The organism is Streptococcus pluranimalium (assembly GCF_047785745.1).
Lineage (GTDB): Bacteria > Bacillota > Bacilli > Lactobacillales > Streptococcaceae > Streptococcus > Streptococcus pluranimalium_B.
In genome coordinates this window covers 1-14,596 of sequence record NZ_JBLOJT010000038.1, presented here as the reverse complement: position 1 = coordinate 14,596, position 14,596 = coordinate 1, and the positions used below count along the sequence as shown (strand labels likewise).

The 14,596-nt window shown below is 40.8% G+C and carries 15 protein-coding genes; 4 read left to right on the top strand and 11 right to left on the bottom strand.

Going from position 1 to position 14,596, the window contains the following annotated elements; all coding sequences use genetic code 11:
• Positions 1 to 72: 72 nt before the first annotated feature.
• Together ACMZ6U_RS05765 and ACMZ6U_RS05760 are read right to left on the bottom strand one after the other, a co-directional pair.
• Positions 73 to 2,796: an FtsX-like permease family protein gene (locus tag ACMZ6U_RS05765; RefSeq protein WP_416107012.1), complete on the bottom strand. Its 2,724-nt coding sequence runs from the start codon at positions 2,794 to 2,796 to the stop codon at positions 73 to 75.
• Between the two features lie 9 nt (positions 2,797 to 2,805).
• The gene (locus ACMZ6U_RS05760) at positions 2,806 to 3,507 is read right to left on the bottom strand and encodes an ABC transporter ATP-binding protein (protein WP_416107010.1); all 702 of its coding nucleotides are present in this window, start codon (positions 3,505 to 3,507) and stop codon (positions 2,806 to 2,808) included.
• 137 nt (positions 3,508 to 3,644) lie between these two features.
• Between ACMZ6U_RS05760 and ACMZ6U_RS05755 the strand changes: the two genes are divergently transcribed.
• Positions 3,645 to 4,211 (top strand): TetR/AcrR family transcriptional regulator, encoded by a 567-nt coding sequence (locus tag ACMZ6U_RS05755; protein ID WP_416107008.1) that lies wholly within the window; start codon positions 3,645 to 3,647, stop codon positions 4,209 to 4,211.
• Positions 4,212 to 4,357: 146 nt separating this feature from the next.
• Here the strand turns inward: ACMZ6U_RS05755 and ACMZ6U_RS05750 are convergent, their stop codons facing one another.
• Genes ACMZ6U_RS05750 through ACMZ6U_RS05710 form a run of 9 tightly spaced genes read right to left on the bottom strand, consistent with a single transcriptional unit; the run spans position 4,358 to position 11,124 of the window.
• On the bottom strand, positions 4,358 to 5,746 hold the full coding sequence (locus ACMZ6U_RS05750; protein ID WP_416107006.1) for an oxaloacetate decarboxylase subunit alpha: 1,389 nt from the start codon (positions 5,744 to 5,746) through the stop codon (positions 4,358 to 4,360).
• Between the two features lie 52 nt (positions 5,747 to 5,798).
• Positions 5,799 to 6,353: a citrate lyase holo-[acyl-carrier protein] synthase gene (citX, locus tag ACMZ6U_RS05745; protein ID WP_416107004.1), complete on the bottom strand. Its 555-nt coding sequence runs from the start codon at positions 6,351 to 6,353 to the stop codon at positions 5,799 to 5,801.
• Positions 6,346 to 7,881, bottom strand: a complete 1,536-nt coding sequence (gene citF / locus ACMZ6U_RS05740; protein ID WP_416107003.1) for a citrate lyase subunit alpha — start codon at positions 7,879 to 7,881, stop codon at positions 6,346 to 6,348. Before citF ends, citX begins: the two co-directional genes overlap by 8 nt.
• A 1-nt stretch (position 7,882) precedes the next feature.
• A complete protein-coding gene (gene citE / locus ACMZ6U_RS05735; RefSeq protein ID WP_416107002.1) occupies positions 7,883 to 8,770 on the bottom strand; it encodes a citrate (pro-3S)-lyase subunit beta in 888 nt (295 codons plus the stop codon).
• The gene (gene citD / locus ACMZ6U_RS05730) at positions 8,758 to 9,066 is read right to left on the bottom strand and encodes a citrate lyase acyl carrier protein (protein ID WP_416107000.1); all 309 of its coding nucleotides are present in this window, start codon (positions 9,064 to 9,066) and stop codon (positions 8,758 to 8,760) included. Before citD ends, citE begins: the two co-directional genes overlap by 13 nt.
• Before the next feature lie 23 nt (positions 9,067 to 9,089).
• A complete protein-coding gene (locus tag ACMZ6U_RS05725; protein WP_416106998.1) occupies positions 9,090 to 9,218 on the bottom strand; it encodes an OadG-related small transporter subunit in 129 nt (42 codons plus the stop codon).
• 19 nt (positions 9,219 to 9,237) lie between these two features.
• Positions 9,238 to 10,359 (bottom strand): sodium ion-translocating decarboxylase subunit beta, encoded by a 1,122-nt coding sequence (locus tag ACMZ6U_RS05720; protein WP_416106996.1) that lies wholly within the window; start codon positions 10,357 to 10,359, stop codon positions 9,238 to 9,240.
• Between the two features lie 29 nt (positions 10,360 to 10,388).
• On the bottom strand, positions 10,389 to 10,778 hold the full coding sequence (locus ACMZ6U_RS05715) for an acetyl-CoA carboxylase biotin carboxyl carrier protein subunit (protein WP_416106994.1): 390 nt from the start codon (positions 10,776 to 10,778) through the stop codon (positions 10,389 to 10,391).
• A 19-nt stretch (positions 10,779 to 10,797) separates the two neighbouring features.
• On the bottom strand, positions 10,798 to 11,124 hold the full coding sequence (locus ACMZ6U_RS05710) for a hypothetical protein (RefSeq protein WP_416106992.1): 327 nt from the start codon (positions 11,122 to 11,124) through the stop codon (positions 10,798 to 10,800).
• Between the two features lie 287 nt (positions 11,125 to 11,411).
• Between ACMZ6U_RS05710 and ACMZ6U_RS05705 the strand changes: the two genes are divergently transcribed.
• The 3 genes from ACMZ6U_RS05705 (at position 11,412) to citG (ending at position 14,524) form a co-directional block, all read left to right on the top strand.
• Positions 11,412 to 12,815 (top strand): CitMHS family transporter, encoded by a 1,404-nt coding sequence (locus tag ACMZ6U_RS05705; RefSeq protein WP_416106990.1) that lies wholly within the window; start codon positions 11,412 to 11,414, stop codon positions 12,813 to 12,815.
• A 133-nt stretch (positions 12,816 to 12,948) separates the two neighbouring features.
• Positions 12,949 to 13,644 carry a GntR family transcriptional regulator gene (locus tag ACMZ6U_RS05700; RefSeq protein WP_416106988.1) on the top strand — a complete coding sequence of 232 codons (696 nt, stop codon included), beginning with the start codon at positions 12,949 to 12,951 and terminating at the stop codon, positions 13,642 to 13,644.
• Positions 13,637 to 14,524: a triphosphoribosyl-dephospho-CoA synthase CitG gene (gene citG / locus ACMZ6U_RS05695; protein WP_416106986.1), complete on the top strand. Its 888-nt coding sequence runs from the start codon at positions 13,637 to 13,639 to the stop codon at positions 14,522 to 14,524. The genes ACMZ6U_RS05700 and citG overlap by 8 nt, the downstream gene beginning before the upstream one ends.
• The last annotated feature ends 72 nt before the right edge of the window (positions 14,525 to 14,596 follow it).

Sequence of the window (14,596 nt, the reverse complement as noted above, 5' to 3'; positions counted from 1 at the left end):
TGACATCAACCCACTACAGTTGACAAAGAGCCTTACTTTGGAGTAGTCAATCTCTATCTATACCTAGTTCTTCTAATCGACAGATTTCAAGGCTTCTAGCATATCTACGGTTTTAAGGATATGATTAACCAATACGCCTAGTAGCATTAAAATGATAAGAATAACAGCAATTGGAATGGCATAAACCGTCCAAGCAACTTGCGTGCCAAAAAGGATATCATTGCCACCAATCATACTCATAATGAGCTTGTGAAGGTAAATACCTGAAAAGAGGCCTGAGCCAATCCCGATCAGAGATAAGATAATCGTCTCACGGTATATGTATAGAGTAACTTCTTTATCGTAAAAGCCTAAAACCTTGATGGTTGACAGTTCACGGATACGCTCTGCCACATTGATATTGGTCAAGTTATAAAGAATAACGACAGCTAAGAGGACTGCGACTACCGTCAAGATAGTCATAGCACCATTTAGGGAAGCCACTACTGCTTTAACCGTATCTACCATAGCAGAATTTTGACTTAAACCTGCAACAGCGGGCAAGCTCAATAACTTGCTTGCTTGTGATTTCAAAACCTTACTTGATTGATCTTTTAGATTAAGCAAGTAGGCTGGTGAAGACTCAAATTCGGCAAAGTGCTTATCAAAAACATCCTGAGACATCATGAGATAATGCCCCGCATTCATCTCAATAATAGCTGAGATCTTAACCTTAACTGCTTGACCTTTATCAGCTTTCAGTCTAATCTCTTGTCCTTCTTTAACCTGATAAGCTTTAGCTAATTTTTCAGAAATCAGAATACCGTCTTTACTTAGTTCTCTTTTTTTACCTGTCTTAGCATCGTAAAGATTAATAAAGGAATCAAAATCTTTTTGACGAGTAATAAGTAGAGACACCGATTGGTGTTGGGACATTTCAGGTACTTCTAACATTATTGAAGCATAGGTAATTTCTTTTTCTTTAGCAATCTCTGGACCTGATAGGGCTTCGGCTAGTTTTTCTTTCTCCTCTGCGCTAGCAGATGACTTTTCAATAACCAGCATGTCGTAAGGTGTCAAGCGACCAAACTGGTTATCAACGACCTTAGATAAGGAGGATTGGATCCCAAGACCTGCAAATAAAAGAGCAACTGATCCTGCAACACCAAAAATGGTCATGAGCATGCGTTGTTTGTAACGAAAGATATTTCTGGCAGTCACTTTTTGAGTGAAGGACATTTTTTGCCAGATAAAGGACATGCGTTCTAGTAAGATTTTAGAGCCTTTAACTGGTGGTTTAGGCAAGAGCAATTGAGCTGCTTTTTCACTCAGTTCTCGACGAGCAATCAGATAGGCTGGTAAAACGGCTGAAATGAGGGCTAGACCGATAGCAATTAAGCTATACGACCAGAAAAAGTCGTACTGAACTCCGCTAATAGTTGTGTCTTTAGTCATGATATCAGCGATAATTCGTGGCAGAATGTAATGACCTGCCACGATTCCCAATATTGTCCCCGTCAAGCTAGCAACAAGGCCATAGATAACAAACTTACGAATGACATCTGTATTACTGTAACCTAGCGCTTTTAGGATGGCTGAGTTATTGCGCTCTTCATCGACGAATCGGGTAATCGTCGTGAAAGTCACTAGTGCTGCCACCAGATAAAGAACAACTGGGAAGATGTTACCGATTTGTGCCACGCTGTCCGAGCCAGATGCGTAAACCATGTAGCCATTGCCACCTGGTAGAGTTTCACGAGTATAAACCGTATAAGTCGGCATCTCTAGCCTATCTAACTCATCTTGTGCTTTGATTAAAGCTTTTTCGTTTTTGGCTAACTCTTTTTTGGCTGTTTCTAGATTCTTTTCTTGTGAAGCCATTTCTTTTTGAGCTTTTTGTAACTGTTGACTAGCAGTTTTAGCTTGAGATTCTGGTAAGGCGCTTAAAACTTTTTCTTGCTCTTCCAAGTTTTTCTTAGCAGTGGCTATTTTGCTCTCGCTATCAGTGAGTTTTTCTTTAGCTTGGGCTAATGATGTTTTATTGTGATTGAGCTCATCTTGTGGGTCTTTTTTGATTTCGGCTAGGTGAGCTTCCGGATTATCTGCTAAGAGTTCGTCCAGAGCATCAGTTTTATCTCTCAAGCGATTCTGATATGTTTTTTCGAAGGGGCTTAAGGTCACCAAATCTTGATAGCGGATACGAGCCAGAATAGGATAATCGCTATCAAAAGCGTCAGCCACTGTTACGCCATAAGCTTTTAAGTTACCGTCACCTGCGGTTGATGATCCAAGGTTTGTTGTGGACCAAATCTCCGGCGAATTGACAAAACCAGTCACCTTAAACCTTGTTTCTTTGAGAATGCCGTCATCTGCTTGCCTAACCTTGATAGTATCCCCAACTTGATAGTTCTTTTGAAGAGTAGATGCTAGGGCAATTTCCTTATCATTCTTAGGAAGTTGTCCTTTCACCAAGGTCATTTTCGAAATCTTATCAGGCCTTGACATGACTCTCAGCGCCTCATGAGTATCCTTGATGGTCACATCGGTCATATATCCAAAGTCAACGTTGGCTTTTTTAAGATGTTTCAGCTCTTCTTGGTCTTTCTTTCCCAAACCCATATTTGAGATAACCGTCAAATCCATGGTATTTTGGCGATTGAGATAGTCAGTCGCTGAGCGTTGCATATCCGGTGTGGTAACCTTGAGACCGACAAAAGCAAAAGCTCCCAGCATCATTAAGAGCATGATAGACAGGAAACGCCCTCTAGAGGAGGCTAAAGATTTCCAAATATCCTTCCAGTAGGTTTTCTTTGACATGACTACCTCCTAGTATTCCAAGGTCGCAATGTCTTGAGGATTTTCATTGGTCTCAACACTTATCACACTGGCATCGTGCATACGAATGACCTTATCAGCGATTGGTGCTAGAGCGGCGTTATGCGTTACGATAACCACTGTAGTTCCCTTTTCCCGTGACATATTTTGAAGGATTTGTAAAACCTGTTTTCCTGTATGATAATCCAGGGCTCCTGTGGGTTCATCGCAGAGCAAGAGTTTAGGATTTTTAGCAACTGCCCGTGCAATGGACACACGTTGCTGTTCACCCCCAGATAACTGGGCAGGGAAATTATTCATGCGATTGGCAAGTCCTACGTCTGCTAAGGTTTTTTCAACATCTAGTGCATCTGGGACAATCTCAGAAGCCAGTTCCACATTTTCTTTGGCGGTTAAATTGGGCACCAAATTATAAAACTGAAAGACAAATCCAACGTCATTGCGACGATAAGCTGTTAGTTCCTTATCTGAATCCCCTGAAATGTCCTTACCATCAATCAAGACCTGACCGTCATCATTGGTATCCATTCCACCTAGGATATTTAAGACTGTTGATTTTCCAGCACCAGACGCACCTAGGATAATGACTAACTCACCTTTTTCAATATCAAATGACACATCGCGATTGGCAACAATCTCGGTACTGCCGGTTTGATAACGCTTATAGGAGTTTTTCATTTGAATATAAGACATGATTTTTTCTCATTTCTATCGTTTTTAATTAAATGAACAACACGTTGATTTAAGAATGCCATTATTATATAATGACAACAAGAAAACTTCAAGAACAAAAATCAACAAAGTGTTGATTTAAGAAAGAGAATAGGATTATGCAAAAACGTCAAACAGAAACCAAGAGATACATCAAAGAAGCTTTAACGCTACTTCTTAGAGATAAAGGCTTTGAAGATATCACTATTTCAGATATTACTCAGAAAGCCGGTATCAATCGTGGGACTTTCTATCTTCACTACCAAGACAAGTATGACATGATGGCCTCGCTCAAGGAAGAAATTCTTGAACAACTGTATCGAATTCTGATTAAAGGAAATTTTGAGACTGATTTTTATCATATTATGAACCAGACTTTTTCTTATCTAAAAGATGATTTCGAGTTTATTCAAGCTATTTCCAAAACCTCTTTTGTCAACTTTTCTAAAACAATTAAAGATTTTGTGGCTAACTTTCTTTTAGAATTTCCCCAATCCAAAATCCTTATTACAGAACATTATGGGGTTCCCTATGAGTATGCCATCCAGGTCTATTTAGCCAGCATCGAAAGCTTAATATCCTATTGGGTCGCAACTGGTGGCAAGGAAAGTCCAGCAGAAATGACAGACATCATCTCCAAGGTACTAAAGATTGAAGAATCGATTAGTCAGAACACACAAAACTGAACCGCTGCACGACGGTTCAGTTTTTTTGACAGTTAAATGTATGGTACTAACACTTAAACAAAATCAATCTATATAAAGCAAGCTCATGACAGAACTGAAGTTCACCAAGCCAAAGCAAGTGCCTATCCTTTTGATTTTAAAGTCTATTAAATATCAATGCTAACGGTGACATTTTGCACAGGAACATCGTAAAATGGGTCTTCACGGCGTCCGAGGAAATCACGCGCTTGTTGTGGGAAGGACGCATAGCTAAGAACATCCTCTTCACTCTTCGCATAGCCTGAAATCTCCTCACGAAGAGCAGGTAATTGAGGCTCAATCAAGTCAGCCGGACGAATGCTAATCACTTCCTCATCACCGATGATCAACTCTTTGATTCCCTCAGCAAGGGGTGCTGGAGATTGCCCGTATAGTCCACGAACATAATCCTTGATTTCGTTTGGAATAACCTTGTACCGTTCGCCAGAAATAACATTCATAAGAGATTGAGTACCAACCATTTGTGACAAAGGGGTTACTAATGGTGGATAACCAAGATCTGCACGCACACGAGGCACCTCAGCAAGCACCTGATCATATTTATCTTCCAAGCCTTGATCCTTCAACTGACTGAGCAAGTTGGAGAGCATTCCCCCAGGCACTTGATAAATCAAGGTTTTCGGCTCAACATCCTTCACTTTAGGGTTAAGAATACCTTCAGAACGGTAGTGGTCACGCACCTTATTAAAATGCTCTGCCACTTCTTCAACTTTCTTCAAGTCAATGCCTGTATCAAATCCTAGTTCCTCAAGAGCTACTACCATTGATTCGGTAGCAGGTTGGCTTGTACCGCCAGCAAAGGATGACACTGCCGTATCAATAATATCGGCACCCGCTTCAGCTACCTTTAAGTAAGTCATTTCAGAAATACCGCTGGTTGCATGCGTGTGCACTTCTAAAGGAAGATCAACAGCTTCCTTGATACGTTTGACCAAATCATAACCAGTCTGAGGTGTCAGAACACCAGCCATATCCTTGATACAGATAGAATCCACACCAATCTCTGCATAGCGTTTGGTCAAATCCACAAAGTAATCCACCGTATGAACTGGACTGGTTGTATAAGAAATAGCAACCTGAGCATGTCCACCGGCTTCTTTTGTCGCACGTACCGCTGTTTGAAGGTTACGAGGGTCATTCAAGGCATCGAAGATACGGATAATATCAATCCCATTTTCCACAGATTTTTGAATGAAGCTGGTTACCACATCATCGGCATAGTTACGATAACCTAGCAAGTTTTGCCCACGAAGGAGCATTTGTAATTTAGTCTTTTTGACAGCTTTACGGATAGTACGAAGTCTTTCCCAAGGGTCTTCATTAAGGTATCGCAAGCAAGAATCGAAGGTTGCCCCTCCCCACATCTCAAGAGCATAGTAGCCAGCTTGATCTAACTGTTCAAGGACTGGCAACATCTCTTCTGTAGTCATTCGTGTTGCGATTTGACTTTGCTGACCATCCCGTAAAACCGTTTCGGTAATACGAATTTTTGTCATGAGTTTCTCCATTTTTATTGTCTTGAAATTTATTTTATACGTTTTAACTTATCTAATCTGGACAGGTATCCAAAGCTCCATCAATCATTTGACTAATAACTTCCTGCATTTGCTCGACACTGTGCTTGCGTGAACGTCCACACTCTTTGGCAACTTCAGAACAGATAAAGCACTTACGAGGCTCTTTGCCGAGACCAGTCCGACTAATAGGACTAAGTAAACCAGTTTCAGCTTTCTCTAAAACATCCAAATCCATCAGTCTACCTAAATCACTGAACTCCTCAATAGCAATCAAGCGGTTTTTAAGCTCAAATGCTGGTAAAGTAGACACCATATAATATTCCCAGCCCGTTTTTGGACTGATGATTTTGTCAAAAAGTATATGGTCAGCTAGTGTTTTTTTCATCATATCTATAATGACAGTAAAGGCTTGACCTAGTTTCTCTGAGGTTTTGACAGGACCTGGAATGTTCATGGTAGCACAGAGTAGGCTAGCTTGTGGGTATTTTTCCATCAAGCTTTTTTGTCTAAAACTACGTCCTTCTCGTGCTTGTAACATATCTTCTAAACTGACAGTTGGACCATCGAAAACACTTGTTTTAGACATTTTTAACCACGTCAATCAAGCTACCATCGCGGTATTCGATGAGGGCAACAACCTTGTCACCATATTGAATTGGTTCAGGATTACCAACAACCGCGTAAGCTTTTTCTTTTAATTCTTCAATAGTAAATTGTGGTACTTTAAGGTCTTTAAAGTGTTCAATCAGGTCAGGACGATTTGGGTTAATGGCGACACCAACTTCTGTGACGACCACATCAACACTAGTACCTGGTGTGATGACTGTATTGACCTTATCCACAAAAGTAGGGATGCGTCCGCGAATCAGTGGTGAAATCACCAAGCTCATCTTAGCCGCGAAGGCTGTGTCACAGTGGCCTCCTGAGGCACCGCGAATAACACCGTCAGAACCAGTCATAACGTTAACATTGAAGTCAGTGTCCACTTCAAGTGCTGAAAGGATACAAGTATCCAATTGGTTAATGGCTGAGCCTTTACTCAATGGAGAGGCATACATGTTAGCGTCGATTTCCAAGTGTTTACCGGTATTACGGTCTAGTGAGAGTGCAGACGGATGGTCAAAGTCTTGCACATCGATGATTTTTTCAACCAAGCCTTCTTCCAAAAGTTCCACCATGGCATTGGTAATGCCACCAAGGGCAAAACTTGCTGTGATATCTTGTTTAATCATGGCTTCACGAATGAATCGACTAACCGCAAGCGAGGCACCACCAGTACCTGTTTGGAATGAGAAACCTTCTTTGAAGTATGGTGAGTTGGTAATGATTTTAGCTGCATAGTCAGCAATCAAGAGCTCTTTAGGATTTTTGGTGAAACGCGTTGCTCCTTTGGCGATACCATTTGGATCACCGATAGCATCAACTTCAACCACGTAATCCACATCGGTTTGCGGGATAGAAATTGGTGTGTTTGGATAGGGTACCAAGGTGTCTGTGATGATAACCACTTGGTCTGCATATTTGGCATCAATCATGGCATAACCGAGGGAGCCACATGTTGCTTTTCCCTTCGTTCCGTTGGCATTTCCATAAGCATCTGATGATGGTGCCCCAAGAAAGGCAACGTCAATATGAACATCACCAGAAGCAATCGCACGGGCACGGCCACCGTGTGAACGAATAACAACTGGATTTTCCATAATGCCTTCTGAAATCGCTGCTCCAACCTTATCACGCAAACCTGATGAGGTGATATTGGTTACAATACCATTTTTGATGTGTTCAATCAAGGGTTCATGGACGTTAGCAATAGAACTTGGTGCGATTGATAAATTCTTAATCCCTGCTTTAGCAATCTCATCCAAGACCATGTTCATCACATAATCCCCTTCACGGAAATGGTGGTGAAAGGAAATCGTCATACCATCTTTTAGACCCGTTTTTTCAATGGCTTCACGAATAGAGCCTAGTAGTTTATCATCACCTGGTTTTACGGCTTTAATCCTACGACTTGATTCTTGGTAGTCTTTTATGTGTGCCAATTCTCCTTCAAAAACACCGTACTGGTCTGCGTATTCTTGAGGAATGTCTCGGCCTAGTGTGTTTGTCACCATCTTAAATATCCTCCTCAGTCAAAACTCCTGCTGCTTTTGCTAGCATAATTACACGTTCAGCACGCTCTACGATTGGTTTATCAATCATCTTACCATTAAGCGCGATAACACCTGACCCTTTGCTTTCAGCCTCGCGGATAGCCCATTTAACTTGTTTAGCATTTTCGATTTCTTTCTCTGTTGGAGTGTAAATCTCATTAACCAATGGAATTTGACGTGGGTTGATGACAGATTTACCATCAAAACCGAGTTGTTTAATCAGGCGAACTTCATCTTGGAAGCCTTCTGTATTATTAACATCCGAATAAACCGTATCAAGGGCGGCAATCCCAGCAGCACGAGCAGCATGGAGAATCATGCTACGAGCAAAGAAAAGTTCTTGTCCATCTGGGTAACGACGAGTTTTCATATTTGTCACGTAATCCTCTGCACCAAGAGCAATACCGATGAGGCGGTCAGAGGCTTTGGCAATTTCCCTAGCATTGAGTACACCTTCAGCAGATTCGATAGCCGCCATCATGCCTGTGCTACCCACTTCAAGACCGTATTCACGTTCGACACGTTCAATTTCTGCTTCAACATCAAAAATATCTTGAGCTGTTTCTGTCTTTGGCAAACGAATAACATCAACACCTGCTGAGACAACGGCTTCAATATCAAGAGCTCCACAAGTTTCCAAGCCGTTGATACGAACAACCGTTTCAACATGACTATAATCAAAGGTTTTTAAAGCAAAGTGGACAAGTGCACGTGAGGTATCTTTCTCCTTTAAAGAAACAGAATCCTCTAGGTCAAACATAATGGAATCAGCCCCATACAACGGCGCATCGCGAAGCATACCTGCATTGGCACCAGGGACAAACATCATTGTTCTTCTCAAACGTTCCATGAGTCAATCTCCTTCCAATTGTATGTTTCAAGACCAGCCGCACGATGAGCTGCTGCAAAGGTACGGGCTTGGATGGTGCAATCAAGAGCGCCTTTATCCACAGCTTCTACCTTGGCAGATGTCACACCAAGACTCTTCAATGTTTCTTCAATAACGCGACGAATTTGTGTTCCAAATTGTTTTTCAACACTACTATCCAGTGACATTGAAATACCGTCACCCTCACCTGGAGATAGGGTTAGCATAATATCGCTGGATTCTAGAGAACCAGCAACTGCTGTTTGCTTAATTTCCATGATTCACCTCTCTAAAATTTCAATTAGTCAGACGGGAACAATTTAATCAACACTTCTGCTGAAATGTAGAGAATTCCCAAAACCACAAAGATTCCAAACATGCCCAAGCCCATGAGTTCAAAAGCTTGGAATAAATGATCCATATTTATCATAAGGTCCTCTTTCTATCCTTTAGCTAAAGAAGGCAAGGAGCAAACCACCTGCAATAACAGAAGCGATTTGACCTGACACGTTGGCACCAACAGCGTACATCAAGATGAAGTTTTGAGGATCTTCATCTGTCGCCATTTTTTGGATAACACGACTGGACATTGGAAAGGCTGAGATACCTGCTGCACCAATCATTGGGTTGATCTTTTGTTTGCGGAAAAGATTCAAAATCTTAGCAAAGACAACGCCACCAATAGAGTCCATGATAAAGGCAACCAGACCGAAAACGATAATCAAAAGCGTTTGAACGTTCAAAAACAAGTCTGCCTGCATTTTGACTGAAATAGTCAAACCAAGCAAGATTGACACGATATTAACCAATTCATTTTGAGCTGTTTGAGACAATCGGTCCAAAACACCACATTCACGAAGGAGATTACCAAACATGAGAAAACCAACCAACGGAAGGGAAATCGGAGCGATAAATCCAGCCACAATTGTAATGACAATTGGGAAGAGGATTTTAGTCATTTTTGACACGCTCTCTGCTTTGTAAATCATGCGAATTTGACGCTCTTTCTTCGTTGTCACCAATTTAATAGCAAAAGGTTGTATGATAGGCACCAAAGCCATGTAGGAGTATGCGGCAACTGTGATTGGCCCCAGAAGTTTCGGTGCCAGTTGATTAGCGACGAAGATAGATGTCGGACCATCCGCAGCACCGATAATACCGATTGAAGCTGCTTCTTTGATATCAAATCCTGCTAAAACAGCAACCACCACAACAAAGAAGATACCAAACTGAGCCGCTGCTCCAAAGAGCAACATAAATGGATTCTGTAAGAGCGGTCCAAAATCAATCATAGCTCCAATACCGATGAAAATCAAAAGCGGAAAGAGTTCTGTTCCGATACCGATATTAAAGAGAACATCGAAGACACCTTCTTGTTCAACTCCATTCACCACCTGGGTTAAAACACCAGTTCTTGGGAAGTTAACTAAGATAGTACCAAGTCCCATAGGTACCAAAAGAGTTGGCTCATATTCTTTTTTAATCCCCAAATACATCAAAGTTGCTCCGATCAGCATCATGACAATTTGAGGAATAGTGATAGACGTAATGCCAGCAATTAATGTTTCCATTAAGTCAATTCCTTTCTCTATACGTAAGCCTAATGAATTGTAATCAAACCATCACCTGGGTTAACCGTCTGACCTGGTGACACATGAATAGCTGAAACTGTCCCCGCAGATGAGGCTACGATTTCATTTTCCATCTTCATAGCTTCAAGAATCATAAGCGGTTGGTTTTCAGAAACGCTGTCACCAATATTAACCAAAACTTTCAAAATTGTTCCTGGCATAGGAGCTGCTAAAGCATCTGCTCCCGCTGGAGCGGATGAGGCAGGGTCTGGTTCAGCAGGCGTTTCAGCAACTGGTGCTGAAGCTGGAGCAGGACTTGGACTTGGTGCCGCTGGAGCTGGGGCAGGCGTTCCACCGATTTCTTCCATTTCAACCAAGTACTCTTTGCCATCAACAGAAATCTTGAATTTACGTAACATTATTTTCTCCTTATATATCTTATTTTTTTCGTTTGATTGATTTAATAACAAATTGGCTGTCTGGATAATCACCGGCAGCTATGCTTGAGGCAATCAGTGAGACAGTCAAACTTTCAGGATTGCGTTTTAAAATCCGTTTGACCTTAAATTGACTATCTGGGTGATCACCGGCAGCTATGCTTGAAGCTATAACACTAATCAATTGAAAATCTTCAGAAGTTGCTGGAGTATAGGCTGGAACCTCCTCCCAGGCTTCATCAACGGTTTGGTGACGATTCTTTTCTTTTATCTCAGAAATATTAGTCGATTCCCTTGATTTTGAAAATAACCGTTTAAAAATTCCCATAGGGTCTCCTTTCTTTACGAAAATACTAAACTTTTCTTTACGTAAGCGTTTTTTAAACCTTCTAAAATTATTATATAACATGATTATTTTAATGAATGGCTTTTTTGTGTTTTTTTGAAAAACGTTTCCAAATATTGACAAAAAAGCTTTTCAAGTTGTTCTTTTTGTGTTTTTTATTACAAAGTCCTCTTTAAAAATTAACCGCTTTCAATTATACTTGGGGTGTAAAGTCACTTTGTTATATATTAGCTAAATATAATAATCATTAAATTTAAGGAGAAAAAGCTATGCTTCTTACCATATTAGCTTATGCTATGATCGTCGTCTTCATGTTCGTTGTCATGAAGAAAAAAATGTCACCTTTAACCTCCTTGGTTATTGTGCCACTTATTTTTACAATAATCGCTATCTATACAGGAGTTGCTGATTTTGGGCTTGATGCCAAATTTACAGAATTCCTTGGAGATGATAAACTCGCTAACAACCTTACAGCCGTAGGACCAATGGTTATGTATGGTATTAACGGAACCGCTAAAACAGGTATCATGCTCCTTTTTGCCATCCTCTATTTCTCAATCATGCTTGATGCAGGTCTTTTTGATCCTATCACAGAGAAAATGATTCGCTTTGCTAAGGGCGATCCAATGAAAGTCTTAATAGCGACAGCTATTGTATCTGCCGCTGTTTCCCTCAATGGTGATGGTACTACAACAACACTTATCGTTGTTTCAGCCTTCTTACCTATCTACAAAAAACTTAACATGAATGTCATGAATCTTGGTGTTTTGATTATCCTTCAAAATACCATCATGAACTTGCTTCCATGGGGTGGTCCAACAGCACGTGCTATGTCTGTGCTTGGTGTTGGTGCTGAAATCCTCGGATACCTTGCCCCTGGTATGATCCTTTCTGTCCTCTATGTTATCTTTATCGTTGCACGTAGTATGGGTAAAAAAGAACGTAAACGTCTTGGAGTTAAAGAGCTATCAGACGCTGAACTCCGAAAATTAACTGATATTACAGATCCTGATACCATTGCTATACGTCGTCCACAAAATTTCCTTTTCAACGGTATTTTAACCATTGTATTGATTGCTTGGCTAGTGGCTGGTTCATTTGAAGAAGCGATTAAAATTGAACCCCTTCTTCTCTTTGCCGTCGGAACCTGCATCGCTCTTATGGTTAACTATCCAAAACTCAAAGACCAATCAAAACGTATCGGTGACAATGCTGACAATGCTGTTCAAGTGGTTATCTTGGTCTTCGCTGCTGGTGTATTTATGGGACTCTTCCAAGGTTCTGGTATGGCTGGCGCACTTGCTCAAAGTTTTGCTACTATCATTCCAAAACAATTGGCTGGCTTCTGGGGAATCATCATCGCCCTCATCTCAGCTCCGGGTACCTTCTTCCTATCAAACGACGGCTTCTACTACGGCATCATGCCTGTCTTAGCGCAAGCTGGTTCACAGTATGGCTTCGACAACATGTCAATGGCTCTTGCTTCCCTCATGGGACAAGCCTTCCACTTGCTCAGCCCACTGGTTGCTTTTATATATCTCCTTCTACGTTTGACAGGACTTGACATGGGTGAATGGCAAAAAACATCAGCTAAATACGCACTTGTTATTTTCATAATCTTCATCGTAACCGTTGTCTTAATGGGACATATGCCAGTTTATCTGCCACAATAATAAATTATCATGGCTAGCAAAAGGATTGGACACACGTCCGATCCTTTTGCCTTTGTAAACAAGCTCATTTTAAATGACTATTCATTTTTAAAATATTTTCCGCTATAATAGTCATGAATAGAAAGGTTATGATATGAATCCAATTATTGAAGCAGTAAAAGCTAACCTTGACCTCAACCAAAATCTTCCTCTAAAACAATTGTTTTACCAAGCCCTTCGTAAAACGATTATTTTACGAGAGATTCCTGCTGGCAGCCGTATCAATGAAAAAGAATTCTCCCTTGAGTTAAACATTAGTCGAACGCCTATTCGTTATGCACTAGCCCAACTTTTAGAAGAAAAATTGGTCGAACACATTCCAAAAAAAGGGATTATTGTTAAAGGTGTCAGCATTGAAGACGCTATGGAAATCTTCGAAATCCGCAAGTCTTTAGATACCTTGGCAAGCATAACAGCTATGAAAAGAATGTCCCCAGACGACTTTGATGATATGAAAGCCATTTTAACAGAATGCGAAACCTTTATTGTTGATGGTGATGTTGAGCAGATTTTAGATAATTTCAACCAGTTCAACAACTGTATCTACGAAAAAAGTCGCATGGTTCGTTTAAGAGAAATCGTCAGCGAACTTCAAACCTATCTGACCTATTTTAGGGAAATTTCAATCTCATCACTGGAACGTCGTCAGCTCGCGCTGAGCGAACACTGGGATATTTATCATTACATGAAAGAACAAAACACTGAAAAAGTTACCGAAATTACACATCAGCACCTCAACCGCTCACTAACCTTTATCCTAAAAGAGATGGATGCTCAGCCACATGACTAAAAAACTCATAGCTAGCATTAGCCAAGCCGCTCTCAAATCACTTCTTTACGAAGTCTCACTTAGCCCAAAACCAGGTCTGGTTGATCGCTTTGACGATGGCGCCCATAAGGACATGACCTTTCAAACCTTTATTGACAGCGCTCTTGTTCTGGCACCATTCTTTGAAACTTATTTATCTATAGGATTTGATACCATCACCCAGCCCTCTCAAGAAGTATTTAAACAATTGAGACAAGAAGGGATTGTAGCTGAAAAAGCCATGTTTACAGTAACAAAAGGCATAAACACTCATAAAGGGGTTAATTTTTCTCTGGCGGTCATTCTGGGAGCAACAGGCAGATGGCTAGCTCAAAATAAGATAAACCGAGACAGAAGTTATCGCTTCTCTCCAGAAGATAGCCTTGCTATATGCCAAGTCGCTTCTGAACTTTGTTCAAAAGTTTTAGCCATGGATTTAAATGATTTAGAAACTAAAGAAAACTTAAGCTACGGCGAAAGACTTTATCTTGATTATGGTATAACGGGTCCACGTGGCGAAGCCAGTGCAGGCTTTCCCAGCATCACTCAAAAAGCCATTCCTTATTTCAGAGAAACTCTTAAAAATAAAAGCCATCAAGAAAGTGCGCAATTGCAGCTACTCCTTTATTTGATGACTTTTGTCGAAGACGGCAATCTCATTCACAGAGGTGGAATTGAAGCATGGCAAAAGGTTAAAAAAGAAGCTACGCAACTTCTTAAACAAAATTTATCTGAAACATCTTTAAAAAAAGCCATGTCAGACTATAATAGCATCCTAGTTAGTCGGCATTTAAGCCCAGGTGGTTCTGCCGACCTCCTCGCCCTGACCTTATTCTTTGCTTTTCTTGAAGAACTTATCTAAAAAAATGTCTGGATAATACTCATCCAAAATCAAAAATAGCAGAACTCCACTTTCGCTGAACAATCGTTTTTA

Excerpts from the sequence above, each read along its gene's own strand:
- citG (WP_416106986.1), top strand. The coding sequence starts at position 13,637 with ATGACTAAAAAACTCATAGCTAGCATTAGCCAAGCCGCTCTCAAATCA.
- ACMZ6U_RS05710 (WP_416106992.1), bottom strand. The coding sequence starts at position 11,124 with ATGGGAATTTTTAAACGGTTATTTTCAAAATCAAGGGAATCGACTAAT.
- ACMZ6U_RS05720 (WP_416106996.1), bottom strand. The coding sequence starts at position 10,359 with ATGGAAACATTAATTGCTGGCATTACGTCTATCACTATTCCTCAAATT.
- citE (WP_416107002.1), bottom strand. The coding sequence starts at position 8,770 with ATGGAACGTTTGAGAAGAACAATGATGTTTGTCCCTGGTGCCAATGCA.
- ACMZ6U_RS05760 (WP_416107010.1), bottom strand. The coding sequence starts at position 3,507 with ATGTCTTATATTCAAATGAAAAACTCCTATAAGCGTTATCAAACCGGC.
- ACMZ6U_RS05715 (WP_416106994.1), bottom strand. The coding sequence starts at position 10,778 with ATGTTACGTAAATTCAAGATTTCTGTTGATGGCAAAGAGTACTTGGTT.
- ACMZ6U_RS05700 (WP_416106988.1), top strand. The coding sequence starts at position 12,949 with ATGAATCCAATTATTGAAGCAGTAAAAGCTAACCTTGACCTCAACCAA.
- ACMZ6U_RS05705 (WP_416106990.1), top strand. The coding sequence starts at position 11,412 with ATGCTTCTTACCATATTAGCTTATGCTATGATCGTCGTCTTCATGTTC.
- ACMZ6U_RS05765 (WP_416107012.1), bottom strand. The coding sequence starts at position 2,796 with ATGTCAAAGAAAACCTACTGGAAGGATATTTGGAAATCTTTAGCCTCC.
- ACMZ6U_RS05750 (WP_416107006.1), bottom strand. The coding sequence starts at position 5,746 with ATGACAAAAATTCGTATTACCGAAACGGTTTTACGGGATGGTCAGCAA.
- ACMZ6U_RS05725 (WP_416106998.1), bottom strand. The coding sequence starts at position 9,218 with ATGATAAATATGGATCATTTATTCCAAGCTTTTGAACTCATGGGCTTG.
- citF (WP_416107003.1), bottom strand. The coding sequence starts at position 7,881 with ATGGTGACAAACACACTAGGCCGAGACATTCCTCAAGAATACGCAGAC.
- ACMZ6U_RS05755 (WP_416107008.1), top strand. The coding sequence starts at position 3,645 with ATGCAAAAACGTCAAACAGAAACCAAGAGATACATCAAAGAAGCTTTA.
- citX (WP_416107004.1), bottom strand. The coding sequence starts at position 6,353 with ATGTCTAAAACAAGTGTTTTCGATGGTCCAACTGTCAGTTTAGAAGAT.
- citD (WP_416107000.1), bottom strand. The coding sequence starts at position 9,066 with ATGGAAATTAAGCAAACAGCAGTTGCTGGTTCTCTAGAATCCAGCGAT.